The organism is Nonomuraea ferruginea (genome assembly GCF_039540635.1).
Classification (GTDB): domain Bacteria; phylum Actinomycetota; class Actinomycetes; order Streptosporangiales; family Streptosporangiaceae; genus Nonomuraea; species Nonomuraea ferruginea.
In genome coordinates, this window is record NZ_BAABFD010000011.1 from 22,929 (window position 1) to 48,157 (window position 25,229).

The following is a 25,229-nucleotide window of genomic DNA, read 5'->3' on the forward strand; positions in this document are numbered from 1 at the left end:
ATGAGCGCGGGCAACACCCAGACGCCAGAGCGGCTCGGCCCGTACCGGCTGGTGCGGAAGATCGGCGAAGGCGGCATGGGGGTGGTGCACCTCGGCATCGACGGCGACGGCCGCGAGGTCGCCATCAAGGTCCTGCATCCGCACGTCGCCGCCGACCTGAAGGCGCGTGACCGGCTCACCCGCGAGGTCGAGACGATGCGCCGGGTGCGCAGCCCGCACGTCGCCGAGGTGCTCGACGCCGAGCTGGTGGGGGGCCAGCCGTACGTGGTGACCCGGTTCGCGCCGGGGCGCACGCTGGAGGAGACCGTGCTGTCCGACGGGCCGCTCGGCCCGCGCCAGCTCATCACCCTCGCCCAGGGCCTGTGCCAGGCGCTCGTGGCCATCCACGCGGCCGACGTGATCCACCGCGACTTCAAGCCGTCCAACGTGATGCTCGTCGACGGCGAGCCGCTGGTCATCGACTTCGGCATCGCCCATCTGGTCAACGCCACCCGGCTGACCCAGACCGGCATGTTCGTCGGCACGCCGGGCTACCTGGCGCCGGAGATCATCCGCGATTCCGACATCACGCAGCGGGCCGACGTGCACTCGCTGGCCTCCACGGTGTTCTTCGCCGCGACGGGGGTGCCGCCGTTCGGCACCGGCACGTTCGAGGCGGTGTGCTTCAACATCATGGAGGGGCGGGCGCAGCTCGACAAGGCGCCCGTGTGGCTGCGCGGCTGGCTGAGCCGCGCGCTCCAGGTCGACCCCGCCGACCGGCCCGACGCGCGCGAGCTGCTGCGCATGGCCAGGGCGCTCGACCCGTCGGTGACCACGTTCAACGAGTCGCCGCCGGAGGAGCAGCCGGGGCGGACCAAGCGGCTGCTCGGCCGTACGAAGGTCATGGAGTCGTTCTCCGACCTGCTGCCGCCGGTCCAGTACGGGCGGCCGGCGCGCGAGGAGAAGCCGCCGCCGTACGTCCCCGCGCCTGTCACGTCCCGGCCCCCGTGGCCGGACCAGCGGGTGGCGGGCTATCCCGCGCCGGCCCCCACACACGCGCAGCCGCAGGCCCAGCCCCAGCCGCGGGCCCAGGCCCAGGCGCGGCCCCGGGCCTACACGCCGCCGCGCGACCAGACGCCGCCGCGCGAGCGCAAGCGCTACCTCGCGGGCAGCCAGTTCGTGGCGCTGCTCGGGCTCGTCACGCTGGTCGCGCTGGCGGTGATGATGCCGGTCATGGTGAGCGCGATCGCGATCGTGCTGGCGCTGGTGCTGCGGGTGGGCGAATACCTGTTCGGCGACATGGTGCAGCGGCGCCAGGTGCGCGGCAGCAGCGCCGCCGACCCGCTGCTCGTGCTGGTCGGCACGCCGTGGGCGCTGATCAAGGCCACGCTGGTGAGCGTGGTGCAGGTGCCGCTGGCGATCCTGTTCGGCGTGTGCGTGTGGGGCGTGCTGCGGTGGGGCGGCGGGATGGGCGTGAACGAGGCCGCCGCCTACGCGGCCGGCGCGCTCGTGGCCGGCCTGTTCCTGCTGCCCGGCGGCGGTTCGCCGCGCAAGGCGGTCACCCGCACGCTCACCGGTGTGCTGCGCTCGCCCGGCGCCGCGACGGTGGCGGTCCTGGTGATGGGCACGGTCGCGCTGTTCGCGGTGATGTTCGCGCTGGGCGGCACGCCGTCGTGGGAGCCCTGGCGGGCCCCCGAGACCGTCATCGAGGAGCTGACCACCCGGGCGCATGACAGTGCGACCGGCCTGATCACGGGCCTCGTCGACGACCTGATGAGAGAGCTGGGGCTGGGCTTCCTGTCGCCCTGGTCGTGAGTGTCCCCGGCGGCCGTGGTGGGGAGAAGTAGGGGTATGAGCGAGCACCTCGGCCCCTACCAGCTGCTCTCGCGGCTGGGCGCGGGCGGGTTCGGCCACGTGCACCTGGCGCTCGACCAGGAGGGCCGCACGGTCGCGGTCAAGGTGCTCCATCCGCACGTCACGGCCGACTCGGCGGCGCTGGCCCGGCTGGCCCGCGAGGTCGAGACCATGCGGCTGGTGGGTGGCAAGAACGTCGCGGAGGTGCTCGACGCCTCGTTCGACGGCGACCGGCCCTACCTCGTGACCCGCTACGTGCAGGGCAAGCCGCTCAGCGCGGTGCCCGTGCCGGTGGCCGACCTGCGCAAGCTGGCCACCGGGCTGGCCGAGGCGCTGGTGGCCATGCACGACGCGGGGGTCGTGCACCGCGATCTCAAGCCGGCCAACGTGATGATGAGCGAGGGCGAGCCGGTCGTCATCGACTTCGGCATCGCGCACGCGCTCGACTCGCTGTCGGTCACCGCCTCCGGGGCGGTGGTCGGCACCCCCGGTTACTTGGCGCCCGAGGTGCTGGAGGGCGGGCCGGCCGGCCCGGCGGCCGACGTGTTCTCCTTCGGGGCGACGCTGGCCTACGCCGCGACCGGGCGTCACCCGTACGGCACGGGGCCCGCGTCGGCGGTCGCCTACCGCGTCGTCCACCACGAGCCCGACCTGGAGGGCGCGCCCGGCTGGCTGGAGCCGCTGCTGGCCGAGTGCCTCGCCACCGACCCGGCGGCGCGGCCGGTGGCCGCCGACATCTGCGCGCGGCTCGGCGTGGCGGCGGTCCCGCGGTTACGCCGCCTGCCGCGGCCCTCGGTGGGTACGGGGCGCCGCTCCGGTCGTGATGTCCACCACATGGCGACGAGGGAGTGGCAGCCCGGCAGGGCGGTCGGCGAGCTCTCGGCGGAGGACGCCAGGGCGCGGCACCAGGAGAGGGTGCGCAGGCGCTGGCTGGCCGGCTCGACGGTGTTCGTGGGCTTACTGTCGGCCGCGGCCACCGAGCCGCTGCCGGAGGTGGCGCTGTTCCTGATGGCCGTGTTCTCGCTGGCAGTGGTGGTGGACGCGGGGTTCGCGCTGTTCTCGCGAGGGCCTTTCACCAAGGGCAGGGTCATCGCGGACGCCGTGGGCGTCGCCGGGGCGATCGGCCTGTCGGTGGCGCTGAGCGCGTTCTTCAGCACGCCCGTGCTGGCGCTGTTCGCGGGCACGGCACTGGTCCTCGGGATCGTGTTCCTGCTCACAGCCTGAGCGCGTGACCAGGGCCGCCAGCAAGCAGCGGAACAAAGCTCGGTAAGGTTGGGGCGGGGAGTCGTTACGCGCGGATGCACGTGTCAGCGCGTAAGCTACCCGTGGGTAACATGAGCGCCGGGACACCCGCTGTCACAACGCCCATGGGGCCCTGGCAGTCTGGACAGGACATCCGGCGCCGACCGCTCGCGCGGCGGCGCACGCGAACACGGGAGGTCGGCCACCGGCCATGAACATTGTCGTCTGCGTGAAGCAGGTCCCCGACACGGCGACCGAGCGCAAGCTGCGGTCCGATGACAAGACCCTCGACCGTGACGCGGTCGACGGCGTGGTGAACGAGCTCGACGAGTACGCGGTCGAGGAGGCGCTCAAGCTCAAGGAGGCCCACGGCGGTGAGGTGACCGTCCTCACCATGGGCCCGGGCAAGGCCACCGAGACGATCCGCAAGGCCCTGGCCATGGGCGCCGACAAGGCGGTCCACCTCGTCGACGACGCGCTCCACGGCTCCGACGCGCTGGGCACGTCCTACGCCATGGCCCAGGCGCTGAAGAAGATCGGGTTCGACCTGGTCATCCTCGGCTCGGAGTCCACCGACGCGCGCACCGGCGTGCTGCCCGCGATGCTGGCCGAGCGCCTCGGCACGCCGCAGCTCACGCTCGCCAACAAGGTCGAGGTCGACGGCTCGTCCATCAAGATCCAGCGGATCACCGACTACGGTTTCGACCGGGTCGAGGCCTCGCTGCCCGCGGTCGTGTCCGTGGTCGAGAAGATCAACGAGCCGCGCTACCCGTCCTTCAAGGGCATCATGGCGGCCAAGAAGAAGCCGGTCGAGACCCTGGGCGTGGCCGACGCCGAGATCGACGCCGCCCAGGTGGGTCTCGACTCCTCCTGGTCGCAGGTCGTCGACTTCGCCCCGGCCCCGCCGCGCGCCGCCGGCACGATCGTCAAGGACGAGGGCGACGGCGGTGCCAAGGCCGCCGAGTTCCTCGCGTCCAAGAAGTTCATCTGAGAACGGGGGTTTTACTGATATGTCGGAGATTCTCGTTCTCGTCGAGCAGGTCGACGGCGAGGTCAAGAAGGTCACGCTGGAGCTGCTGACCCTGGCCCGCCGGCTCGGCACGCCCGCCGCCGTCTGGGCGGGCCCCGGCTACACCCCGGAGGCCAAGGCCAAGCTGGCCGAGTACGGCGCCGAGACGATCTACGTGGCCGGCTCCGAGGAGATCACCGGATACGTGGTCGCGCCCAAGGCCGAGCTGCTCGCCCAGCTCGTCGGCGAGAAGTCGCCCGCGGCCGTGCTGGTCGCCGCGACCGCCGAGGGCAAGGAAGTCGCCGGGCGGCTGGCCGTCAAGACCGACTCCGGCGTCATCACCGACGCCGTGGGCCTCGGCGACGGCTTCGTGGCCGAGCAGTCCATCTTCGGCGGCGGCGTGAACGTCCAGGCGAAGGTGAGCAGGGGCATCCCGATCGTCGCCGTGCGGCCGAACTCGACGGCCCCGGAGGCCGCCGCGGGCGCCGGCGCCGAGGAGGAGGTGTCGGTCTCGCTGTCCGACGCCGCCAAGTCCGCCCGCGTCGTCGAGCGCGTCAAGCAGGAGAAGGGCGCCCGCCCCGAGCTGACCGAGGCCGCGATCGTGGTCTCCGGCGGCCGCGGCGTGGGCTCGGCGGAGAACTTCTCGGTCATCGAGGGCCTCGCCGACGCCCTGGGCGCGGCCGTGGGCGCCTCCCGCGCCGCCACGGACGCCGGCTGGTACCCGCACCAGTTCCAGGTGGGCCAGACCGGCAAGACCGTGTCGCCGCAGCTCTACATCGCGGCCGGCATCTCCGGCGCCATCCAGCACCGGGCCGGCATGCAGACCGCCAAGACCATCGTGGCGATCAACAAGGACCCGGAGGCGCCGATCTTCGAGCTGGCCGACTACGGCGTCGTGGGTGACCTGCACCAGGTCGTCCCGCAGCTCACCGAAGAGGTCGACAAGCGTAAGTAGCTTTTCGGAGCTCTTTTCCGGGAAACGGCGCCGCACCTCTGTGTGGCGCCGTTTTCGCGTCCGGGGGCCATTGGTGAGGGTCGGTTCGGGTTCTGCGGGGCCGCTTGGGCTGGTGGGTCGCGTTCTGCAAGCTTTTTGGCTCGTGGGTTGTGGTCCGTAAGCCTCCTGCGCTGGTGGCTTGGGTTCTGCGAGCCTCTTGGGCTGGTGGGTCGGGGTCCGCAAGCCTCCTGGCCTGTGGCTCGGGTTTTGCAGGCCTCTCGGCCAGTGGGTCGGGGTCTGCAAGGACTTCGGGGTCGGTTCTGGGTTTTGCGGGCCTTTTGGGATGGTTGGGGTTTCGGCAGGGTTTTGGGTTGGTTTGGGTTTTACAAGCTTTTTGGGAAACCCCTCGGGCTGGGCGCCGTTAGCGAGCCTTCGGCCCGCCCGCTCCGCCGTAAGCGATGGAGACCGGCCTGTGGTTCTGTGAGTGGGGATCTCGAACCTTGGGACGTGGTCGGTTCTCGTGGGAGTTCAGGTGCCGGGTGGCTCTCGTTTCACTGTGGCTCGGCCGGGAGCAGGAGGCGGAAGGTCGCGCCTTCGCCGGGGGAGGAGTGGATCTCCACCCGGCCGCCGTGGGCGGTCACGATGGAGCGGACGATGGCAAGGCCGAGGCCCGCTCCTCCGGTCGTGCGGTTGCGGGAGCCGTCGGCGCGGTAGAACCGGTCGAAGACCCGCTCCGCCTGCTCCGGGGAGAGCCCGGGGCCGGAGTCGGCGATCACCAGAGCCGCGTCCCGGCCGACGGTGCCCACGCCGATCCTGACCGGGGTTCCCGGCGGGGTGTGGGTGACGGCGTTGCCCACCAGGTTCGTGACCACCTGCCGGAGCCGGTCCTCGTCGCCCAGCACCGGGGCGCTCCCCGGCGGGCCGTCGTCGGGGCCGGTGAGCGTGATCGCCCGCGTCGGATCCAGAGCGGCGAGATCGGCGCGGGCGTCGGCGGCGAGCGTCCGCAGATCCATCGGCGTCAGATCAAGCCCCACCCCGAACGCACCGTCCCTGAGCCCACCGTCCCTGAACCCCACCGTTCCCGAAGTGCCGTGGTCGGCGGTGCGGTCCCCGAAGGAGCCGTCTCCAAAGGCGCGGTCCCCGAGGGGGCGGTCTCCGAACGAGGCGTCTCCGGAGGAGCCGCGCCCGAAGGCGCCGCGACCGGCGGCGCGGTCCCCGAGGGCGCGGCCCCCGAAGGGACCGCAGCCCTTGGTGCGGTCCTCGGAGGTGCGGTCCCCGGGAGTGCGGTCCCTGGCGGTGGGGTCTCTGGAGGTGCGGTCGGCCGGGGTGGGGGCTCCGGGGGTGGGGTCGGCCGGGGTGGGGGTTGTGTGGGTGGGGTTGGGGGTGGCGAGGTCCATGGTGGCGAGCAGCAGCAGGTCGTCCACCAGTTTGGCCAGGCGGGCGGACTCGCTCTCGATGCGGGCCAGGGCCGCGTCCGCGTCCGTGCCGCCCATGCGGTAGAGCTCGGAGAAGCCTTTGATGCCGAAGAGCGGGGTGCGCAGTTCGTGGCTCACGTCGGCGACGAAACGGCGCATCCTGGCCTCCGACTCCTCCCGGGCGGAGAAGCCCCGCTCGATCTGCGCCAGCATGCCGTTGAGGGAGCGGGCCAGCCGTCCCACCTCGGTGCCCGGACCGGCGGGCTCGGGCACCCTCCTGCTGAGGTCGCCGGCGGCGATGGCCGCCGCGGTCTCCTCGACCCGGCGCAGCGGCGCCAGCCCGGCCCGGATCGCGAACCCGCCCGTCAGCGCCAGCAAGCCCAGCAGCAGCCCGCCCGCGACCAGGGAGGCGACCCGCACCCGCTGGACCGTCGAGTTCATCCCGTCCAGAGAGACCGCCGCGACGACCGAGGCGTGCGTGCCGCGGGTGGCGGGCACCGCGACCGTCCGCCACTGCTCGCCGTCGTCGCCGGAGACCGTGAACGGCCGCCCCGCGCGGGCCTCGACGGCCGCCGCGTCCAGCCGGGGCAGCCGCGGCAGCCCGCCGACCGTCGGAGCGCCGGAGGAAGGGCCGGCGCCGGTGCCGACCTCGCTGCCGACCCCGGCGCCGACCACAGTGGTGACCACGGTGCCGTCGGCGGCGAGGAAGGCCAGCCGCACCTCCTCGATCAGGTCGAGCTGGGACGGGGCGGCGGGGGCGGCCCGCTTGCGCAGCAGGTCCATGAGCTCGGGCGGCATCGAGGCGGCCGCTGTCGCCAAGGGGCCGAGCTGGGCGTCGATCCGGGCCAGCAGTTCGGCTTCGAGCTGCCGTACGACGACCGTGCTCACCAGCGCGAGGCCCGCCACGAGCAGCGCCACCGTGATGGCGAGCAGCCGGGCGCGCAGCGACAGCCGCCTGATCATGGCTTCGGCCTGCGCAGCACGTAGCCGACGCCGTGGACGGTGTGGATGAGCCGCGGCCCGCCGGTGTCGAGCTTGCGGCGCAGGTAGCTGATGTAGGTGTCGACGATGCTGGAGTCGCCGGCGAAGTCGTAGCGCCACACGTGCTGGAGGATGTCCGCCTTGGGCAGCACCCGGCCGGCGTTCTCGGCCAGGTGGCGCAGCAGCCTGAACTCGGTCGGCGACAGCCGCACCGGGACGCCGCCCCGCGTCACCTGGTGGCCTTCCGGGTCGACCTCCAGATCGCCGACCGTCAGCGTGTGGTCGCCGGGTGAGGCGCCGGTGCGCCGCAGGATCGCCCTGATGCGGGCCAGCAGCTCCTCCAGGTCGAACGGCTTGGTCACGTAGTCGTCGCCGCCCAGCCGCAGGCCGTTGATCTTGTCGGCGGTGGCGTCGCGAGCCGTCAGGAACAGGACCGGCACCGGCCCCGGCCTGCCGCCAGCCCTCGGCAAGGTTCTCAGCCTGCGGAGCACCTCGAACCCGTCGAGGTCGGGCAGCATCACGTCGAGCAGCACCAGATCGGGCGGGTCGCGCCTGGCCGCCTCAAGGGCCCGCGTGCCGCTGTCGGCCGAGCTGACGGTGAAACCCGCGAACCGGAGCGTGGCCGCGAGCAGTTCCTTGACGGTCGGCTCGTCGTCGACCACGAGCAGCCGCTCGCCTGTGGGTTCACGCACCTGCCGCCCTCCCGCCTTCAGCCTACGAGCCGGGGTCACACATCACGCGTGCGGAACCGGGTGCGTGCCCAGACCATCATGACCGCCACGAAAGCGGCCAGCACGCCCATCCCCATCCAGATCGGGAGTGAGCCTTCCGAGGGCATGAGCGACCGGAAGGCGGCCGTGTTCGGCCACCAGGTGCTCAGCGTGAGGCCCAGGAAGTCGGGCATGATCGGGGCGAACATCGGCAGCAGCAGGAAGGCCGTGGCCGTGTTCACCGCCGCCGCCGTGCTCCTCAGCAGGATCCCGAGCGACAGCCCGAACAGCGCCACCAGCTCCAGCACCACCGGCCCGAAGAGCAACAGCCGCACCGCGTCGGGATCGTCCAGCCAGACCCGCGGCACGCCGTGCATGGCGAGCGTGATCTGTGAGACCAGGAACATCCCCCATACCGCCGCCGCGCCTGCCGTGAGCCCGGCCACGGCCACCAGCGCCGCCTTGGCCACCACCAGCCGGGTGCGCCGTCCGGCCGCCGCCACGGTGGCCCGGATCGTACCGGAGCCGTACTCGGTGCTGGCCACGAGCGCACCCAGCGCCGCGACCAGCAGCTGGACGATGAAGACGCCCCGGGAGCCTCCCTGCAGCGGATCGAACGCGGCCTGGTCCGCCGCCGTGGCCCGCGCGTACTCGGCCGCCGACGCCTGCGCGAACAGCCATCCCAGCAGCACCGACACGGCGATGACGGCCCCGGCCAGCACCGGCATGACGGGGACGCTCCTGAACTTGGTCCACTCGGCCCGCACCAGCCCCCTCACAGCGCGGCCCCGAACTCTACGCTGTCCCTGGTCAGCTCCATGAACGTGTCCTCCAGCGAAGCGCGGCGAGGCGTCAGCTCGGCCAGCGCCACCCCTTCAGACGCGGCCAGCCGCCCGATGTCCGGGGCCGGCATGCCCGTCACCACCAGCTCGTCGCCGTGCGCCCGCACGTGCGCCCCCGCCAGCTCCAGCAGCCTGCCGAAGCCCGCCCCGTCGGCCACCCGGACCAGCACCTCGGCGCCGGCGCCGGTGAAGTCCTCGACGTCCCCTTCCGCGATCAGCCGGCCCCTGCCGATCACCACCAGCCGGTCGGCGGTCACCGCCATCTCGCTCATCAGGTGGCTGGAGACCAGCACCGTGCGGCCCTCGGCGGCCAGGCCTCGCAGCAGCGTACGGATCCACAGCACGCCCTCCGGGTCGAGCCCGTTCACCGGCTCGTCCAGCACCAGCACCGGCGGGTCCCCGAGCAGCGCGGCGGCGATGCCGAGCCGCTGGCACATGCCGAGCGAGAACCCGCCGGCCGGGTAGCCCGCCGCGTCGGACAGGCCCACTAGGTCGAGCACCTCGCCGACCCTGCGGTCCGGGAGGCCGCTGCCCCTGGCCAGGTAGAGCAGGTGGTCGCGGGCGGTGCGGCGCGGGTGCACGGACTGCGCCTCCAGCAGCGACCCCACCTCGCGCAGCGGCGTCTCCAGGTCCCGGTAGCGCCGCCCGCCGACGGTCACCGTGCCGGACGTCGGCAGGTCGAGCCCGAGGATCATCCGCATGGTGGTGGTCTTGCCCGCGCCGTTGGGCCCCAGGAAACCGGTGACGAGGCCGGGCCGTACCTCGAACGTGAGCCCGTCCACGGCGAGCGTCCCGCCGTGGCGTTTGGTCAGTGCGTTGAGCCGGATCATGCGGCCAGCCTGGCCCGCCCGGTTGGAGACGTCCTGAGCGATCCTGTGAGACCTCTGTGAGCCCGCGACCCCGGCCTGGGGGACGCGGGCGGACTCAGAGGGAACTCACAGCTTCCCGGAGCCGCGCGGCCAGGTCCTCCGCCTGCTCCCGGCTCCACGGGATCAGCCCGTTCTCCGACATCAGCGCGTGGTACTGCTGCTGCCCGTACGGGATGCCCGGCGGCAGCGGCACCACGTGCCAGTGCAGATGGGAGTTGCCCTGCTGACTGCCGAGCGAGAGCAGGTAGGTGCGCTCCGACGGCACCACCGACTCCACCGCCAGCGCCACCTTCCGCACCACGCCCGTCAGCGCCAGGTACGCCTCCTCGTCCAGGTCGCGGACCACGTGCTCGACGTGCGCCTTCGGGCTGACCAGCACGTAGCCGGGCACCGTCGGGTAGGCGGACAGGAACGCCAGGTGGTGCTCGTCCTCGTAGAAGATCTGCTCGTGCTCGTAGGCCGGGTCGCCGGCGACGATGGCGCAGATGAAACAGGGGATGGACCGGACACGCGCCTCGTAGGCGGCCACGTCGAAGGGGACGTTCCTCTCAGTCATGATGACGATCATGACCGTCAGAGCCGGCCCATGTCACGGGCGCGGCGGACGGCGGCATGCCGGTCCGCCACGGCGAGCTTCGTCACCGCCGAGGACAGGTAGTTGCGCACCGTGCCTTCCGACAGGCTCAGCTGCCTGGCGATCCTGGACATCGGCGCGCCCCCGGCGGCCGCGCGCAGCGTGTCCAGCTCGCGCGGGGTCAGCGGGCACTCCCGGATCGACAGCGCGTCCGCGGCCAGCTCCGGGTCGATGTACCGGCCGCCCTCGTGCACCTTCCTGATGATCTCGGGCCAGGGTCGCCGCCGGGTTGTCCTTGCCCAGGTCACGCCCGGCGCGGGTCCCACCGGAAGAACTTCCGGGTGCACCACAGCCCGACGCCGATCCACAGCAGCCCGATCCCGAGGCCCGCGGCCGACACCTGGAAGCCCTCCAGGAAGCCGACCTCGGGCGCGCCCGCCCGGCCGAGGTCGCGGCCCAGGAACGCGATGCGCATCATGTCCACGACCGGTGTCATCGGCAGCACCTCCGCCACCCGCTGCCCCCATTCGGGCAGCACCGACAGCGGGAACATCATGCCCGCCCCGAGCATGCTGGCGAACAGCACAGGCAGCGCCACCAGCTGCGCCACCTCGTAGTTGGGGATGAGCCCGGCCGTGCCGATCGCCAGCGCCGCGAACACCGCCGCGCCCAGCACGAACGCCACCAGCATGAGAGGCACGTTCCCCGGCACCGGCACGCCCACCACCCCGACCGCGTAGACCAGGATGACCGCCGCCTGCACCGCGCCGACCAGCGTGGCGTGCAGGATGTCGCCCGCGAAGATCGCGGTGGTGGACAGCGCGCTGCCGCGCAGCCGCTTGTACACACGCTCCTCCCTGCGCACCACGATGCCGGTCGCGATCGTCATGTACGAGAACGGGAACACCACGGCGATGGCCCCGATCGCGGCGAGCGCGGCGGCCGGCACCCCGTTCACCTCGCCGGAGGCCGTCGGGCCGCTGGTGTAGACGAAGGCGATGAACAGCGGCAGCAGCAGGATGGTGAACGCCAGGCCGCGCTGCCGCAGCAGGACCGTCTGGTTGAGCCGGGCCTGCGCCCAGACCGTCGAGAGCCAGTTCACGCCGCCACCCTTTCCGTCTCCGCGACTTCGAGGAAGATCTCCTCCAGCGACGGCCTGCGCACTTCGAGGCCGCCCAGTTCCGTTCCGCGCTCGTCCGCCCACACCAGCAGATCCCGCAGGTCACGCTGCGGCTCGTGGGTCTCGACCGTGAACGTCTCGCCGTCCTGCCTGACCGAGCGCCGTGCCAGGCCGGGCGAGTACGGCAGGTCGCCAGGGCGCGCGCCGGGCAGCCGGAAGCTGATCCTGGTGCCCCGCTCCCCGAGCACGCCCGCCAGCGTGCCCTCGGTGACGATCCGGCCGTCGTGCATGATGGCCAGCCGCTGCGCGAGCTGCTCGGCCTCGTCCAGGTAGTGGGTGGTGAGCAGTACGGTGGCGCCGTCGGCGACCATGCCGCGCACCAGCTCCCACACGTTCCGCCTGGCCTCCGGGTCCAGTCCGGTGGTGGGCTCGTCCAGGAAGAGCACCTCGGGCCTGCCCAGCACGGCCAGCGCCAGGTCGAGCCGGCGCTTCTCGCCGCCGGACAGCTGCCCGACCCGCACCGCCGCGCGGTGACCGAGCCCGACCCGGTCGAGCACCTCGCCCCGGCCGAGCGCGTGCGGCGTCCAGCGCCGCCAGGCGTCCACGGTCTCCGCCACCGTCAGGTCCTTGTAGAAGCCGGCCTCCTGGAGCACGATGCCCATCCGGGGCCGGATGCGGGCCCGCTCCTTGACCGGGTCGTGCCCGAGCACCCGCACTTCGCCGCCGGTCGGTGCGACGTACCCCTCCAGCACGTCCAGGGTGGTCGTCTTGCCCGCCCCGTTGGTGCCGAGCAGCGCGTACAGCTCGCCCCGGCCGACCCGGAAGCCGATCCCCTTGACCGCCTCGAAGTCGCCATATTTCTGGTGCAGGTCCCGCACCTCGATCGCTGTCGTGTCCACGGGACCACTGTGCCGGGGCGGGGCGCCGTCCCGGCAGTGCGCTGTCTCAGCTCTTTCCCGGGAAAACCGCAGGGTCCGGGCGTGACATTTGTCAGGCGGCCACCGGCTGCCGCTCGGGGGCGGGCAGCTGCGTGACCGCCGCGGGCTCCTCGCGCGGCAGCAGGCGCGCCGCCACGGCGATCAGCAGGCCCAGCACGACGGCCAGCCCGAGCGCGGTACGGAGCGAGGTCACGTCCGACAGGAACCCGATCGCCACCGGACCGAGCAGCAGGCCCGCGTATCCCATGGCGCCCGCCTGGGCGATCGCCGGGCCGGGGGTGCTGGTGGCGGTGCCGGCCAGCGACAGCGTCATCGGCGAGATGGTCGCCACACCGAGGCCCACGAAGAACACCGCGACCAGCGCGACCACCGGCGCGGGCGCCGCCAGCACCATGCCGAAGAAGGCGGCCGTGGCCAGCCCGGCGGCCGTCAGCATGCCCCGTACCCCGAACCGCGAGCGCAGCCGGTCACCCGTCAGCCTGCCGAGCAGCATGCCCGCCTCGAAGATCGGGTAGCCGAGCGCGGCCAGCGCCTCGGGCGCCTTCATGGTGTCGCGCATGTAGAGGCCGTTCCAGTCGGCGACCACGCCCTCGACCATGAACGCGAAGAAGGCCAGCGCGCCCAGCAGGTACACGACCGGCGGCATGCGGCGGCGCGGCCCCGCGGCGGTCGCGGGCGCGGGGACGTCAGGCAGGTACGTCCGGCCGAGCACCAGGAGCACCGGCAGGGACAGCAGGCTGACCAGCACCAGGTTGGCGGTGAACGACAGGCCCAGGACGATGGACAGGCTGCCGGTGACGCCGGCGGTCATGGCGCCCACGCACCAGCCGGCGTGCATGCCGTTCATCAGCGGCCGCCCGTAGGCGCGCTCCACGGTGGAGCCCTGGGCGTTCATCGCGATGTCGAACAGGCCGAACGTCATGCCGAACACCGTGGACGCGACGAGCAGCGCCGGAAGGCTCGGCATGAGCGCCACCGCGATCAGGGCGAGCGCGGTCAGCGGGCCGCCGACCCGCAGCACGGTGCGGCTGCCGGCGCGGGCCATCACGCGGCGCATCGACTGCATGGTCACCAGCGCGCCCAGGCCCCAGGCGAGCAGGACGGTGCCGACCTCCGCCTCGGACAGGCCGAGCTTGTCGGTCAGCGCGGGGATGCGCACGGTCATGGTGCCGACCATCAGGCCGGCGAGGGCGAAGGTGAGGACGGCGCCGTAGCGGGCGATCCTCAGGTCACGGTTCATCAGGGCATGCCTCACAGAAACATCACTTCGGGCAGAAATCAGGCCCGGCCGTGGCCGAGCCTTGAAGGAAGGGGGGAGTGGCGCACGCAAACGCCGGCGGCGCGTCGCGTCAGAAGGGCGCGCGCAGCGGTGTCCGACCGTACGAGAGAGCCGGAAACCTCAGGAAGGAGGTTTGAGCAGAGCTCTCATCCGGGCGTCGAGCGCGCCCAGAGCCTCGTCGCCGTTGAGCTCCGGGTCATGGCTCGCCAGGTCCCAGAGCCCTTCGCAGGCCAGCCGCACGATCTGCGACGCCACCGGGTCGGGCTCGTCGTCCAGGCCCTCGCGATGCCAGCGGGCCATGGCCTCGCGCAGCGGGGCAAGCAGGTAGGTGTTGCCCGACGCGCCGGTGACCACGGCCCAGCGGCGCAGCTTGCCCTCGCGGACGGCGACGAGCGTGGCGCCGAGGTAGCGCTCGGTGTAGGTGGCGTCCGGCTGGGCGGCCACCAGGTCGTCGAACTCCTCGATCAGACGCTCCACCATGGCCTTGATCAGGGCATCCTTGGTGGCGAAGTGGTAGAGGAGACCGCCCTTGCTGACGCCGGCCCGGTCGGCCACGGCGGAGAGCGTGAGCGCGGTCGAGCCGAGGTCGCTGAGCAGCTCTTCTGCCGCGTCCAGTAGCTCGTCCCGTCTCATGCGCTCTACTGTACCGTCCGGACGGTACAGGGGCAAACGAGATACCCTGGCCGGGTGAACAGACCGTCGGCCTATCTCGATCACGCGGCGACCACGCCCATGCTCCCCGAGGCCATCGAGGCCATGACGGAGCAACTCGGCCGGGTCGGCAACGCCTCCTCGCTCCACGCCGCCGGGCGCGAGGCCCGCCGGGTGGTGGAGGAGTCGCGCGAGACGATCGCCGACGCGCTCGGCGCCCGGCCCAGCGAGGTCGTGTTCACCTCGGGCGGCACCGAGGCCGACAACCTCGCCATCAAGGGCATGTTCTGGGCGCGTCAGCCCAGGAAGCGCGTCCTGATCAGCTCGGTCGAGCACCACGCCGCGCTCGACCCCGCCCACTGGCTGGCCGACAGCCAGGGCGCCGAGATCGAGCTGCTGGAGGTCGACGAGCTCGGCCGGGTCGGCCCCGACACGCTGCGCGCCGCCATCGAGCGCGACCCCGACGGCGTCGCCCTGGTCAGCGTCATGTGGGCCAACAACGAGGTCGGCACCATCCAGCCCGTCCACGTCCTGGCGGCCATCGCCGGCGACCACGGCATCCCGTTCCACACCGACGCCGTGCAGGCGATCGGCCAGCTTCCCGTGTCCTTCGCCGAGTCCGGCGCCGACGCGCTCACCCTGACCGGCCACAAGATCGGCGGCCCGATGGGCGTCGGCGCGCTGCTGCTGGCCCGCGGGGTGACCCCGGTCTCCGTGCAACACGGCGGCGGCCAGGAGCGCGACGTCCGCTCCGGCACCCTCGACGCGCCCGCCATCGCCGGGCTCGCCGCCGCGGTCCGCACCGCGGTCAAGGAGCAGGAGTCCCAGCGCCGCCACCTGACGGCGCTCCGCGACGACCTCATCGCCCGCGTCCGCCAGGCCGTGCCCGGCGTGGTGCTCAACGGCGACCCCACCGACCGGCTGCCGGGCAACGCCCACTTCTCCTTCCCCGGTTGCGAGGGCGACGCGCTGCTCATGCTGCTCGACGCCAGGGGAGTGGAGTGCTCGACCGGCTCGGCCTGCTCGGCGGGGGTGGCGCAGCCGTCCCACGTGCTGCTGGCGATGGGCGCCGACGCGGCCGCCGCCAGGGGCTCGCTCCGCTTCTCGCTGGGCCACACCTCGACCCAGGACGACGTCGACAGGCTCATCGAGGTGCTGCCGGCCGCGGTCGAGCGGGCCCGCCGCGCCGGCCTCGGCTGACAGACCCCGCCGCCCCGTACGGCCCGCTCAGGCGAGGAAGGCCGCCACCGCGCTCCAGGCCGGGTCGGGGGTCACGTCCACCCGGGCCCTGCCCTCCTTCCAGGTGGACGCCAGCTCCTTGAGCGCGGCCGCGGCGGCGCTCTCGCGCGTGGCGTACACGTGCATGACGCGGCGGCGCTCGGCGCTCAGGTTGGCGGCCAGCACCACGTCGTCGCCGAGCGCGCGCAGCCGCTCGCCGAGCCGCTCCTCGAACGCGCCCAGCGCGGCCAGCGACCTGCCCTGGGGCAGTCCGCCCGCGTCCTTGTCGCGGTACGGCAGCGTGACGGCGATGTGGTGGTCGAGCAGCGGGTAGTCGACGGGCCGCAGCGGATAGCGGGCCGAGGCGACCAGCGGCGCGCCGCTCGCCGTCCGGCCCTCCAGCATGGCCCACTGCTCGGTGTCGTAGTCGGCGGCCACGTCGGCCACCACCACGGGCAGGTGGACGGCGGGCACGGCGTCGATCGGCGGCGCGGCGGCGGGGACGATCTCGCCCACCCACCGGGCCACGTCGTCCTCGCCGAGCAGCCGGTCGAGGGCCAGCAGCGTGGCGTCCATCCGGGCGTCCTCGCCGAGCTCGCCGAAGATCGGGTGGTGCGCGGTCACGTCCACCCGCAGCGCCCCGCGCGGCACCCGCAGCCCCAGCACCAGCTTGTCCAGTCCGAACTCGATCCCGCCCGCGTCGAGCGTCAGCTCACCGGGCAGGGCGCTCGCCTGGCGCGACGGGTGGAACTCCCACAGCATGTCGGCGGGCGGCGCCGCGCGCGCCCAGCGGTGCGCCAGCGAGCGCAGCTCGGCGTCGCCCGCGGCCGTCACGACCAGCGCGTGGGCCGCGTTCCTGCCCGGCGCCAGCTCCCACACCAGGTCGGGGTGGACCGCCGCCACCGCGGGGCCGAGGAGCTCCGCCGGCTTCCCGCTCTCTCCCGCCGCCACCGCCGCGTCGAGCTCCGGCCTGGCGCTCGCCCACCACTGCCAGAACCCCGCCACGCGCTCACCCGGGTCGGCACCCTCGTCTTCGCTCTTGCGCCCGAACAGTCGCATGGCAGAATCCTCGCAGACTCGCCCCCCAGGTCGCGCACTCCGAGCGCGCTTCGACCTGGCCGGATCACGATCGGCGCATCCGCATGACGGCGAGCACGGCCATCAGGGCGTACACCGCCGCCACCAGCAGCGCCGAGCCCACCACCAGCAGGACTGGCAGGAAGAAGAAGCTTCCGGTCACGCAGGCCACCCCCAGGGCCATCAGGGCCACGCCTCCCGTCCGCTGCGACCGCTGCCAGGCCAGGGCCCACCGGCCGGTGGCGCCGCTCCCGACGCGGGCCGGGCTGATCTTGGGGAGCACGTTGCCGAGGCCGATCAGCACGATGCCGAACGCGACCCCGACGGCCTGCTCCAGGGGGAAGTCGTAGCGGGCGGCCTTGGACAGCAGGCCGGCCTGCAGCGTGACGAGCAGCAGGGGAAGGACGGAGAACAGGACGTTCATCGTCCTGGTCTGCGAGCTCGGCGAGGCGACGAGCGTGGGGTCGACGTAGTGCCGCAACCTGCCGCCGATGATCGTGGACACGGTCATGACGGCCCCGACGAGGAGCAGGACGGCGGGCAGGGCGCCCGCGATGACGATCCTCGGCACGTCGACACCCGGCCGGGTGGCGGTGGCTTCCCTGGTGGCGACGTACTCGGGCAGGCGGTCCCACATGACGTACGCGATCGCGATCATCACGAGGAGGCCCGCGGCGGAGGCGACGACGCCCGCCCACGGCATGCGCGCGGCTTGCGAGTCCGGAGGCTCATGGCGTCGAGCTTAACCAGCCGGTTCTCGCAGCACAGCGTGGCCGTGGTCATGCCTCGCCGGGCCGCCGCGCATGACTTGGGTCATGGTGCGGCGTGACCCCTATGTGCCCTAGGCGGGATATTTGGCTTCACTGGCCAAATTTACGATCTCCCCATTGGCAGGAAGCCGCCCCTCACTGTCTAGGGCGAAACGAGGTGGGTTTTCGTGCTCGCGAATCGTGCCTTCGAAGCATTGGCTCACGTGCGACGTCGTGAGGTGTTACGCATCCTCCGCAAGCATGACCGGCTGTCGGCGGGACAACTCGCCGAGCAGCTCGCGGTGCCCAGGCCGACGCTGTCCGGCCATCTCAACGTCTTGAAGGGGGCCGACCTCATCATCGGGGACAGGGAGGGCACGACCATCTGGTACCGCCTCAACATGACCGTGATGGAGGAGACCGTGGAACTGGTCCTGTCCCTGCTGAGCCGGGGCGGCTCCGCGCCCGCCCTGCCCCTGGTCTCGCTCGACCAGGCCGACCGGCCCCGCGTCCGCCATCCTTTCCGGGAGCGCCTCCCCGTCAGCGGAGGTCAGCCGACCGTTCGGTGACGCCACACCACATCCGCGCGGCCAGTACGCTGGAACGGTCATGGGATTGCGTGTGCTTGCCGCCATGTCGGGCGGCGTCGACTCCGCCGTGGCCGCCGCCCGGATCGCCGAGGCCGGTCACGACGTCACCGGTGTCCATCTCGCCCTGTCCGCCAACCCCCAATCCCACCGCACCGGGGCCAGGGGCTGCTGCACGATCGAGGACTCGCGTGACGCCAGGCGGGCGGCCGACGTGATCGGCATCCCGTTCTACATCTGGGACATGGCCGAGCGGTTCCAGCGTGACGTGGTCGACGACTTCGTGGCCGAATACGCGGCCGGCCGCACGCCCAACCCGTGCCTGCGGTGCAACGAGAAGATCAAGTTCGCCGCGGTGCTCGACCGGGCGCTGGCGCTCGGCTTCGACGCGGTCGCGACCGGCCACCACGCCAGGCTCGTCGACGGCGTGCTGTCCAGGAGCGCCGACCCGGCCAAGGACCAGTCGTACGTGCTCGGGGTCCTCACCCGCGAGCAGCTCGGCCACGCCGTCTTCCCGCTGGGCGACTCCACCAAGGCCGAGGTGCGCGCGGAGGCGGCCCGGCGCGGGCTGACCGTCGCCGACAAGCCCGACAGCCACGACATCTGCTTCATCGCCGACGGCGACACCCGCGGCTTCCTGGCCGAGCGGCTCGGCGCGGACGAGGGGCCGATCGTCGACGAGTCGGGCGCGGTCGTCGGCAGCCACCAGGGCGCCCACGGGTTCACCGTGGGCCAGCGCAAGGGCCTGCGCATCGACCGGCCCGCGCCCGACGGCAGGCCGCGCTACGTGCTGTCGATCGAGCCGGTGTCCAACACCGTCACGGTCGGGCCGCGCTCGGCGCTGGAGGTCACCCGCATCTCCTGCGTGCGACCGGTGTGGAACGGCCCGCACGTCCGCGACGACCTCACCGTGCAGCTGCGCGCGCACGGCGAGGTGTACGGGTGCGCGTTCGAGGAGCGCGACGGCGGCCTGGAGATCGAGCTCGACAGGCCGGCCACCGGCGTCGCGGCCGGCCAGGCGGCGGTGCTCTACTCGGGGCCGACGGTGATCGGGTCGGCCACGATCACGTCGGCGGCCTAGAGTTCGATCGACCCGCCGACGGGCAGCCGGCGCATGTCGGCCTTCTGAGCCTCCGACTCCATCCGCAGCCAGTTGTCGACCAGCCCGAGCCCGATGTCGTTGAGCAGCCCGTCGTGGGTGGAGAGCGCCCGCGCGGGCCGGATCGTGCGCAGATACTCGACCATCTCCACGAGCTTCAGCCACGGCGCGTTGGTCGGCACCAGCAGCGTCTCCACCTCGGCGTCGGGCACGGTGAGCGCGTCGCCTGGGTAGAACAGCGCGCCGTCGACCATGAAGCCGACGTTCTGCACGATCGGCAGGTCGGGATGGTTCTTCAGATGCCACTCGCCGAACACGTCCACCCGGAACCCGGCCGCCTGGAAGTCGTCGCCGTGACGTACCACGCCGACCTTCAGCGGCAGCTCGTCGAGCTCGGCGGCGACGGCCTCGCACGTCCACACCTCCAGATCGGGGGAGGCGGCGGCCAGCCGGTCGACGTCCAGGTGGTCGGGGTGCTGGTGGGTGATGAGCACCGCGTCGGCGCCGTCGAGCACCGGGTCCCGGGTGAAGGTGCCGGGGTCGATGACCAGGACCTTGCCGTCCTTCTCCAGGCGTACGCAGGCGTGCCCGTACTTCGTGAGCTTCATCTGGCACACCCTACGCTTGTGCCCATGCTGACGTGGGAAGCCACCGGGGTCGGGTCGCATCCCGGCGATGATCATCTTGAGGCGCTGCGGGTCGTGTTCGGGGAGGTGCCGGGGCTGCCCTACCTGCCGGAGCTGCCGGCGCGCGGGGTCGGCGCCGACATGGTGGGGCGGACGGCGGGGCTGCTCGTCGACCTGCCCGTGGAGGTGCAGCCGTCCGGATGGCGGCTGGCGGGGCGGCCGGGGCGCGACCACCAGCGGGCCGTCGACCATCTGCGGCGCGACCTCGACGGGCTGGAGGAGGTCGGCGACGGCTACGTGGGGCCGCTGAAGCTGCAGGTCTGCGGGCCGTGGACGCTGGCGGGCGCGATCGAGCTGCGTCACGGCGACAAGGTCCTGTCCGACCCGGGCGCGGTGCGCGACCTGGCCGCCTCGCTCGCGCAGGGCGTCGCCGACCACTGCGCCGAGGTGCGCCGGCGGATGCCCGGCGTCACCGACCTCGTGCTCCAGCTGGACGAGCCCGGCCTGCCCGGCGTGCTGAACGGCACGGTGCCGACCGCGTCCGGGTTCGGGCGGCTGCCCGCCGCCGAGGAGTGGCGGGTGGAGGAGTCGCTGCGCGCCTTCCCCGACGTGGTGGTCCACTGCTGCGCCCCTTCCGTGCCGTACGCGCTGCTGCGCCGGGCGGGGGTGCGGGCGGTGTCCGCGGACGCGTCGCTGATCAGGCGCAGGGACGAGGAGCCGATCGGCGAGCTGGTCGAGGCCGGCGTCGGGCTGTTCCTCGGCGTGGTGCCCGCGACCGACACGCGGCTGCCCCGTTACTCGGCGGTGGCCCGGCCCGCGCTGGAGCTGTGGCGGCGGCTCGGGTTCGCGCCGGAGGAGCTGGCCGGGAAGATCGTGCTCACGCCCGCCTGCGGGCTCGCCGGCGCCTCGCCCGGCTACGCCAGGTCGGCGCTGGCCGCCTGCCGGAAGGCCGCCCAGGTGATCAAGGACGACCCCGCGCGCGACCTCCAGGAGTGACGGTGCCGCGCGATACCGTTCGGCCAGGGGTGTTCGTACGGAAGGAGACGCCGTGAGCGAGCAGGGGGACATGCCGGCGGCGGCGCGGCAGCGGCATGCCGAGCTGAGCGAGCTGGTCGAGGAGGCGCGTTACCGCTACTACGTCGAAGACGCGCCGACGGTCAGCGACGCGCAGTTCGACACCTGGTTCAGCGAGCTGCTGGAGCTGGAGAAGGCCCATCCGGAGCTGCAGACGCCCGACTCGCCCACCCAGAAGGTCGGCGCGCCGGTCTCGGGCGAGTTCACCAAGGTCCACCACCTGGCCCGCATGGAGAGCCTCGACAACGTCTTCGACGCCGACGGCATGACCGGCTGGCTGACCAGGGCGGAGCGGCTGGCCGAAGGCGATCCCGGCCCCTACCTCTGCGAGCTGAAGATCGACGGGCTGGCCATCGCGCTGGTCTACCGCGACGGCAGGCTGGAGCGCGGCGCCACCCGGGGCGACGGGCGGGTGGGCGACGACGTGACCGCCAACGTGCGCACGATCAGGGACATCCCGCACCGGCTCACCGGCGACGACGTCCCCAGCCTGGTCGAGGTGCGCGGCGAGGTCTACATCCCGGTCGACGACTTCAAGCTGCTCAACGAACAGCTCGTGGAGGAGGGCAAGCCGCCGTTCGCCAACCCGCGCAACTCCGCCGCCGGCACGCTCAGGCAGAAGGACCCGCGCGTCACCGCCAAGCGGCCGCTGCGCATGCTCGTCCACGGCGTGGGCGTCTGGGAGGGCGCGGCGGAGCCGCGGTCGCAGTCGCAGGTCTACGAGCGGCTGCGCGGGTTCGGGCTGCCGGTGAGCGACCTCTACCGGGTCGTGGACGGGCTCGACGAGGTCAACGCCTACATCGAGCACTACCGCGAGCACCGTCACGATCCCGCTTACGAGATCGACGGCGTGGTCGTGAAGGTCGACCGGTTCCGCATCCAGCGCGAGCTGGGCTCCACCTCGCGGGCGCCGCGCTGGGCCATCGCCTACAAGTACCCGCCCCAGGAGGTCAACACCAAGCTGCTCGACATCCAGGTCGGAGTCGGGCGCACCGGCCGGGTGACGCCCTTCGGCGTGATGGAGCCGGTGGTGGTGTCCGGCTCGACCGTCAACCGGGCGACGCTCCACAACGCCGCCGTCGTCGAGAAGAAGGGCGTGCTCATCGGCGACACGGTGATCCTGCGCAAGGCCGGCGACGTCATCCCCGAGATCATCGGCCCGGTCACCGCGCTGCGCGACGGCTCCGAGCGGGCCTTCGCCATGCCCACCCACTGCCCGGAGTGCGGCACCGAGCTGGCCTACGAGCAGGAGGGCGACGCCGACCTGCGCTGCCCCAACGCCCGCGGCTGTCCCGCGCAGATCCGCGAGCGCCTCTACTTCGCCGCCCACCGCAACGCGCTCGACATCCGGGGCCTGGGTTACGTCGCCGCCACCGCGCTCAGCCAGCCGGTGCCGCCGCAGGAGCCGGTGGTCCGCACCGAGGCCGACCTGTTCGACCTCACGCTCGACCGGCTGGTGCCGATCAGGTCGGTGGTCCGCGACCAGGAGTCCGGCCTGCCGAAGATCGACCCGAAGACCGGCGAGGAGAAGGTCGTCTCGCTGTTCTCCAACGCCGACGGCAGGCCCAGCCAGGCCGCCCACCAGCTCATCGCCGAGCTCGACCGGGTCAAGCGGGAGGCGCCGCTCTGGCGCGTGCTGGTCGCGCTGTCGATCCGCCACGTCGGCCCGCCGACCGCGCAGAAGCTGGCCGCCGAGCTGCGCTCCGTCGACGCCGTCATGAACGCCACCGAGGAGGAGCTCGCCGCGGTCGAGGACATCGGCCCGCGGATGGCGGTCACCATCAAGGAGTGGTTCCAGGTCGACTGGCACCGCGAGATCGTCGAGCGGTGGCGGCGCGCGGGCGTCCGCATGGAGGAGGCGGCCCCGGCCGTCTCCGAGCTGCCGCAGAATCTGGCGGGGCTCACGTTCGTGGTCACCGGCACGCTGGCCGGCCACACCCGCGACGAGGCGGGCGCGGAGCTGACCGCCAGGGGCGGCAAGGTGACCGGATCGGTGTCGAAGAAGACGTCGTTCCTGATCGCCGGCGAGAACGCCGGGTCCAAGTACGACAAGGCCGTCAGCCTCAAGATCCCCATTCTGACCGACGAAGGTTTCGCGACCCTGCTCGAACACGGGCCCGACGCCGCCGCGGAGCTGGCGGTCACGCCCGAATAGTGACGCTCGGGAAGTTTCTGCGAATACAGGGCGTTGACCAGGTAACTACGGAGGGTGGGTGCAGGCCGGGGAGGAGATGTGACGGAACGTACGCACTTGGCTGCGAGAAGTGGGTTATGGTCGTACCCTCCCATAGTGAACTAATGGGGGTTTCGTTAACGATGACTGACCCAACCGACACCCGCGACACCGGGCCGCGCGCCGGCACGCCCCTGTGGGCGTTCCTCGCGGGCGTCACCGTGATCGGCTTCACCGCGCTCCTCGTGGCCGTGCTGAGACTGGACCCGGGCCCCTTGACGGAGCTCGTCCGCACGCCGCTGTTCTGGGTGCTCGCGGTGCTGGTCGTCCTGGGCGAGCTGCGGCCGGTCATGGTGTCCTCCGCCACCGCGGTGGGCGGCACGTACCCCTCGGCCATGTTCACCTTCGCGGTCCTGCTCTACCTCGGCCTGCCCGTGGCCGTGCTCCTGCAGGCCGTGGCCGTCACCGTCAACGGCATCGCCACCCGCAAGGCCTGGCACCGGGTGATGTTCAACATCGCCCAGTCGACGCTCGCGCTCACCGCCGCCGCCGTCGTGATCGGCGCGTTCGGCCACGCGCCGAACCCGGCCGTGCCGTGGGTGCCGACCGGCGACGCGCTGCCGGCCATCACGCTGGCCGGGGTCGCCTACTTCGCCACCCGGGCCACCCTCGTGTGCGGCGCCGTGGCGCTGCACGAGCGCCGCTCCATCCTGCGGGTGCTGCGCGCCTCGATCGGGCCGCAGGCCCTGGTGTACGCCGGGCTGCTGGGGCTGGCCCCGCTGGTCGTCGTCGTGATGAACCACTCACCCGGGCTGGTGCCGCTGTTCGTGGCCCCGCTCGCGGCCGTCTACTTCACCGCCACGCTCTCCATGCGCCGCGACCACCAGGCGCTGCACGACGAGCTGACCGGGCTGCCCAACCGCAAGATGCTCATCGTCAGCACCGAGGAGGCGCTGGCCGAGGCCCGCCATGACGAGCGGGTCGGCCTGTTCCTCATCGACCTCGACCGGTTCAAGGAGGTCAACGACACGATGGGCCACCCGGTCGGCGACCGGCTGCTGCAGCTCGTCGCCCACCGGCTCGCCCACTCCGTGCGGCCCGGCGACGTGGTGGCCCGGCTCGGCGGCGACGAGTTCGCCGTGCTGCTGCCGTCCATCAGGGACGCCCACGCCGCCCGCGAGGTGGCCGCCCGGCTGCGGGCCGCGCTCACCGAGCCGGTGCGGCTCGAAGGCATGTCGTTCGACCTCGACGGCTCCGTCGGCATCGCCCTCTACCCCGACCACGCGCCCGACTTCGAGCTGCTGCTCCAGCGCGCCGACGTGGCGATGTACCTGGCCAAGGAGGGCCGCACCGGCGTCGAGATCTACCAGCCGGACAAGGACCGCAACTCGCCCGAACGCCTCAACCTGCTGGGCGACCTGCGCCGCGCGCTCGACGGCCGCGAGCTGCGCCTGCACTACCAGCCGAAGGTCGCCCTGGCCGGCGGCGCCGTCGACGGGGTCGAGGCGCTGCTGCGCTGGCACCACCCGGTCCACGGCGCCATCGGGCCGTCGGACTTCATCCCGCTGGCCGAGCAGTCCTACCTGATGCGCCAGCTCACCGCCTACGTCGTCGACGAGGCGCTGGAGCAGGCCGCCCGCTGGTGGCAGACCGGCCTGCGGGTGCAGATCTCGGTCAACATCTCCGCCCGCGACCTGCTCGGCCCCGCCCTGCCCGAGCAGCTCGAAGCCGGCCTGGCCAGGCACCGGCTGCCGCCGGCCGCGATCCAGCTGGAGGTCACCGAGCGCATCCTGACCGGCGAGCAGGTCTACACCCAGGAGACCATCAAGGCGCTGGCCGCGCTCGGCGTGCCGCTCGCGCTCGACGACTTCGGCACCGGTTACTCGTCGCTCATCCGGCTGCAGCGGCTGGCGATCTCCGAAGTGAAGATCGACTCCTCCTTCGTGCGCCGCATGGCCGACTCCGCCGACGACGACCGCATCGTCCGCTCCATCGTCGACCTGGTCCGCTCGTTCGGCCTGCGCTCCGTGGCGGAGGGCGTCGAGTCCGAGACGGTCGCGCTCCGCCTCGCCGAGATCGGCTGCGACCTGGGCCAGGGGTGGTTGTTCTGCGAGCCGATGCCGGCCGCCGACGCCACCGCCTGGCTCCGCGAGCGTCAGGAGCGCGAGTACGAGTACGGCGAGGAGTTCCCCCAGACCGTCTGAGGCGTCACGCCACTGGTGTTACCAG

The 25,229-nt window shown here is 72.6% G+C and carries 23 protein-coding genes; 10 read left to right on the forward strand and 13 right to left on the reverse strand.

Annotated features, from left to right (window positions below; translation table 11 throughout):
- The 4 genes from ABD999_RS20975 (at position 1) to ABD999_RS20990 (ending at position 5,039) form a co-directional block, all read left to right on the forward strand.
- Positions 1–1,794, forward strand: coding sequence for a serine/threonine-protein kinase (locus tag ABD999_RS20975; RefSeq protein WP_271276438.1), 1,794 nt, complete (start codon positions 1–3; stop codon positions 1,792–1,794).
- 36 nt (positions 1,795–1,830) lie between these two features.
- Positions 1,831–3,057, forward strand: coding sequence for a serine/threonine-protein kinase (locus ABD999_RS20980; RefSeq protein ID WP_271276437.1), 1,227 nt, complete (start codon positions 1,831–1,833; stop codon positions 3,055–3,057).
- 229 nt (positions 3,058–3,286) lie between these two features.
- A complete protein-coding gene (locus ABD999_RS20985; protein ID WP_148029444.1) occupies positions 3,287–4,066 on the forward strand; it encodes an electron transfer flavoprotein subunit beta/FixA family protein in 780 nt (259 codons plus the stop codon).
- A 19-nt stretch (positions 4,067–4,085) separates the two neighbouring features.
- On the forward strand, positions 4,086–5,039 hold the full coding sequence (locus tag ABD999_RS20990; RefSeq protein ID WP_148029445.1) for an electron transfer flavoprotein subunit alpha/FixB family protein: 954 nt from the start codon (positions 4,086–4,088) through the stop codon (positions 5,037–5,039).
- A 530-nt stretch (positions 5,040–5,569) separates the two neighbouring features.
- Here the strand turns inward: ABD999_RS20990 and ABD999_RS20995 are convergent.
- The 10 genes from ABD999_RS20995 to ABD999_RS21040 form a co-directional block, all read right to left on the reverse strand.
- Positions 5,570–7,396, reverse strand: coding sequence for a sensor histidine kinase (locus ABD999_RS20995; protein ID WP_271276436.1), 1,827 nt, complete (start codon positions 7,394–7,396; stop codon positions 5,570–5,572).
- Positions 7,393–8,106 (reverse strand): response regulator transcription factor, encoded by a 714-nt coding sequence (locus ABD999_RS21000; RefSeq protein ID WP_148029447.1) that lies wholly within the window; start codon positions 8,104–8,106, stop codon positions 7,393–7,395. Before ABD999_RS21000 ends, ABD999_RS20995 begins: the two co-directional genes overlap by 4 nt.
- Positions 8,107–8,141: 35 nt before the next feature.
- Complete coding sequence (locus tag ABD999_RS21005) at positions 8,142–8,903, reverse strand: ABC transporter permease (protein ID WP_271276435.1); 762 nt, start codon at positions 8,901–8,903, stop codon at positions 8,142–8,144.
- The gene (locus ABD999_RS21010) at positions 8,900–9,796 is read right to left on the reverse strand and encodes an ABC transporter ATP-binding protein (RefSeq protein WP_271276434.1); all 897 of its coding nucleotides are present in this window, start codon (positions 9,794–9,796) and stop codon (positions 8,900–8,902) included. Before ABD999_RS21010 ends, ABD999_RS21005 begins: the two co-directional genes overlap by 4 nt.
- 94 nt (positions 9,797–9,890) lie before the next feature.
- Complete coding sequence (locus ABD999_RS21015; protein WP_271276433.1) at positions 9,891–10,391, reverse strand: HIT family protein; 501 nt, start codon at positions 10,389–10,391, stop codon at positions 9,891–9,893.
- 17 nt (positions 10,392–10,408) lie between these two features.
- Complete coding sequence (locus ABD999_RS21020) at positions 10,409–10,663, reverse strand: response regulator transcription factor (RefSeq protein WP_333485704.1); 255 nt, start codon at positions 10,661–10,663, stop codon at positions 10,409–10,411.
- Positions 10,664–10,713: 50 nt separating this feature from the next.
- A complete protein-coding gene (locus ABD999_RS21025) occupies positions 10,714–11,511 on the reverse strand; it encodes an ABC transporter permease (RefSeq protein WP_271276432.1) in 798 nt (265 codons plus the stop codon).
- On the reverse strand, positions 11,508–12,428 hold the full coding sequence (locus ABD999_RS21030; protein ID WP_271276431.1) for an ABC transporter ATP-binding protein: 921 nt from the start codon (positions 12,426–12,428) through the stop codon (positions 11,508–11,510). Before ABD999_RS21030 ends, ABD999_RS21025 begins: the two co-directional genes overlap by 4 nt.
- Before the next feature lie 91 nt (positions 12,429–12,519).
- Positions 12,520–13,707, reverse strand: a complete 1,188-nt coding sequence (locus tag ABD999_RS21035; protein ID WP_271276430.1) for an MFS transporter — start codon at positions 13,705–13,707, stop codon at positions 12,520–12,522.
- Positions 13,708–13,866: 159 nt separating this feature from the next.
- Entirely contained in the window at positions 13,867–14,379 is a 513-nt protein-coding gene (locus tag ABD999_RS21040) for a TetR/AcrR family transcriptional regulator (protein ID WP_148029454.1), read from the reverse strand.
- Positions 14,380–14,433: 54 nt separating this feature from the next.
- On the opposite strand from ABD999_RS21040, the gene ABD999_RS21045 reads away from it, so the two are divergent.
- On the forward strand, positions 14,434–15,597 hold the full coding sequence (locus ABD999_RS21045; protein ID WP_271276429.1) for a cysteine desulfurase family protein: 1,164 nt from the start codon (positions 14,434–14,436) through the stop codon (positions 15,595–15,597).
- 27 nt (positions 15,598–15,624) lie between these two features.
- Here the strand turns inward: ABD999_RS21045 and ABD999_RS21050 are convergent, their stop codons facing one another.
- Together ABD999_RS21050 and ABD999_RS21055 are read right to left on the reverse strand one after the other, a co-directional pair.
- A complete protein-coding gene (locus ABD999_RS21050) occupies positions 15,625–16,674 on the reverse strand; it encodes a DUF695 domain-containing protein (protein WP_271276428.1) in 1,050 nt (349 codons plus the stop codon).
- Between the two features lie 64 nt (positions 16,675–16,738).
- Positions 16,739–17,395, reverse strand: a complete 657-nt coding sequence (locus ABD999_RS21055) for an SdpI family protein (protein WP_271276427.1) — start codon at positions 17,393–17,395, stop codon at positions 16,739–16,741.
- A gap of 234 nt (positions 17,396–17,629) precedes the next feature.
- Here ABD999_RS21055 and ABD999_RS21060 point away from each other — a divergent pair, with 234 nt between their 5' ends.
- On the forward strand, positions 17,630–18,010 hold the full coding sequence (locus tag ABD999_RS21060; protein WP_271276426.1) for a metalloregulator ArsR/SmtB family transcription factor: 381 nt from the start codon (positions 17,630–17,632) through the stop codon (positions 18,008–18,010).
- Positions 18,011–18,050: 40 nt separating this feature from the next.
- Positions 18,051–19,109, forward strand: a complete 1,059-nt coding sequence (gene mnmA / locus ABD999_RS21065) for a tRNA 2-thiouridine(34) synthase MnmA (RefSeq protein WP_187280965.1) — start codon at positions 18,051–18,053, stop codon at positions 19,107–19,109.
- Here the strand turns inward: mnmA and ABD999_RS21070 are convergent.
- Positions 19,106–19,735: an MBL fold metallo-hydrolase gene (locus tag ABD999_RS21070; protein ID WP_271276425.1), complete on the reverse strand. Its 630-nt coding sequence runs from the start codon at positions 19,733–19,735 to the stop codon at positions 19,106–19,108. The two genes, mnmA and ABD999_RS21070, sit on opposite strands and share 4 nt — an antisense overlap.
- A 24-nt stretch (positions 19,736–19,759) precedes the next feature.
- Here ABD999_RS21070 and ABD999_RS21075 point away from each other — a divergent pair, with 24 nt between their 5' ends.
- The 3 genes from ABD999_RS21075 to ABD999_RS21085 all read left to right on the forward strand — a co-directional run bounded on the left by ABD999_RS21075 (position 19,760) and on the right by ABD999_RS21085 (position 25,204).
- Positions 19,760–20,749 (forward strand): methionine synthase, encoded by a 990-nt coding sequence (locus ABD999_RS21075; protein ID WP_271276424.1) that lies wholly within the window; start codon positions 19,760–19,762, stop codon positions 20,747–20,749.
- Positions 20,750–20,819: 70 nt separating this feature from the next.
- Entirely contained in the window at positions 20,820–22,982 is a 2,163-nt protein-coding gene (ligA, locus tag ABD999_RS21080) for an NAD-dependent DNA ligase LigA (protein ID WP_271276452.1), read from the forward strand.
- Positions 22,983–23,143: 161 nt separating this feature from the next.
- Positions 23,144–25,204 carry a putative bifunctional diguanylate cyclase/phosphodiesterase gene (locus ABD999_RS21085; protein ID WP_271276423.1) on the forward strand — a complete coding sequence of 687 codons (2,061 nt, stop codon included), beginning with the start codon at positions 23,144–23,146 and terminating at the stop codon, positions 25,202–25,204.
- The last annotated feature ends 25 nt before the right edge of the window (positions 25,205–25,229 follow it).

Coding starts and splice junctions, on each gene's coding strand:
- ABD999_RS21035 (WP_271276430.1), bottom strand. CDS start 13,707: ATGAACCGTGACCTGAGGATCGCCCGCTACGGCGCCGTCCTCACCTTC.
- ABD999_RS20985 (WP_148029444.1), top strand. CDS start 3,287: ATGAACATTGTCGTCTGCGTGAAGCAGGTCCCCGACACGGCGACCGAG.
- ABD999_RS21085 (WP_271276423.1), top strand. CDS start 23,144: ATGACTGACCCAACCGACACCCGCGACACCGGGCCGCGCGCCGGCACG.
- ABD999_RS20980 (WP_271276437.1), top strand. CDS start 1,831: ATGAGCGAGCACCTCGGCCCCTACCAGCTGCTCTCGCGGCTGGGCGCG.
- ABD999_RS21055 (WP_271276427.1), bottom strand. CDS start 17,395: ATGCCGTGGGCGGGCGTCGTCGCCTCCGCCGCGGGCCTCCTCGTGATG.
- ABD999_RS20975 (WP_271276438.1), top strand. CDS start 1: ATGAGCGCGGGCAACACCCAGACGCCAGAGCGGCTCGGCCCGTACCGG.
- ABD999_RS20995 (WP_271276436.1), bottom strand. CDS start 7,396: ATGATCAGGCGGCTGTCGCTGCGCGCCCGGCTGCTCGCCATCACGGTG.
- ABD999_RS21070 (WP_271276425.1), bottom strand. CDS start 19,735: ATGAAGCTCACGAAGTACGGGCACGCCTGCGTACGCCTGGAGAAGGAC.
- ABD999_RS21040 (WP_148029454.1), bottom strand. CDS start 14,379: ATGAGACGGGACGAGCTACTGGACGCGGCAGAAGAGCTGCTCAGCGAC.
- ligA (WP_271276452.1), top strand. CDS start 20,820: ATGCCGGCGGCGGCGCGGCAGCGGCATGCCGAGCTGAGCGAGCTGGTC.
- ABD999_RS21015 (WP_271276433.1), bottom strand. CDS start 10,391: ATGACTGAGAGGAACGTCCCCTTCGACGTGGCCGCCTACGAGGCGCGT.
- ABD999_RS21075 (WP_271276424.1), top strand. CDS start 19,760: ATGCTGACGTGGGAAGCCACCGGGGTCGGGTCGCATCCCGGCGATGAT.
- ABD999_RS20990 (WP_148029445.1), top strand. CDS start 4,086: ATGTCGGAGATTCTCGTTCTCGTCGAGCAGGTCGACGGCGAGGTCAAG.
- ABD999_RS21050 (WP_271276428.1), bottom strand. CDS start 16,674: ATGCGACTGTTCGGGCGCAAGAGCGAAGACGAGGGTGCCGACCCGGGT.
- ABD999_RS21010 (WP_271276434.1), bottom strand. CDS start 9,796: ATGATCCGGCTCAACGCACTGACCAAACGCCACGGCGGGACGCTCGCC.
- mnmA (WP_187280965.1), top strand. CDS start 18,051: ATGGGATTGCGTGTGCTTGCCGCCATGTCGGGCGGCGTCGACTCCGCC.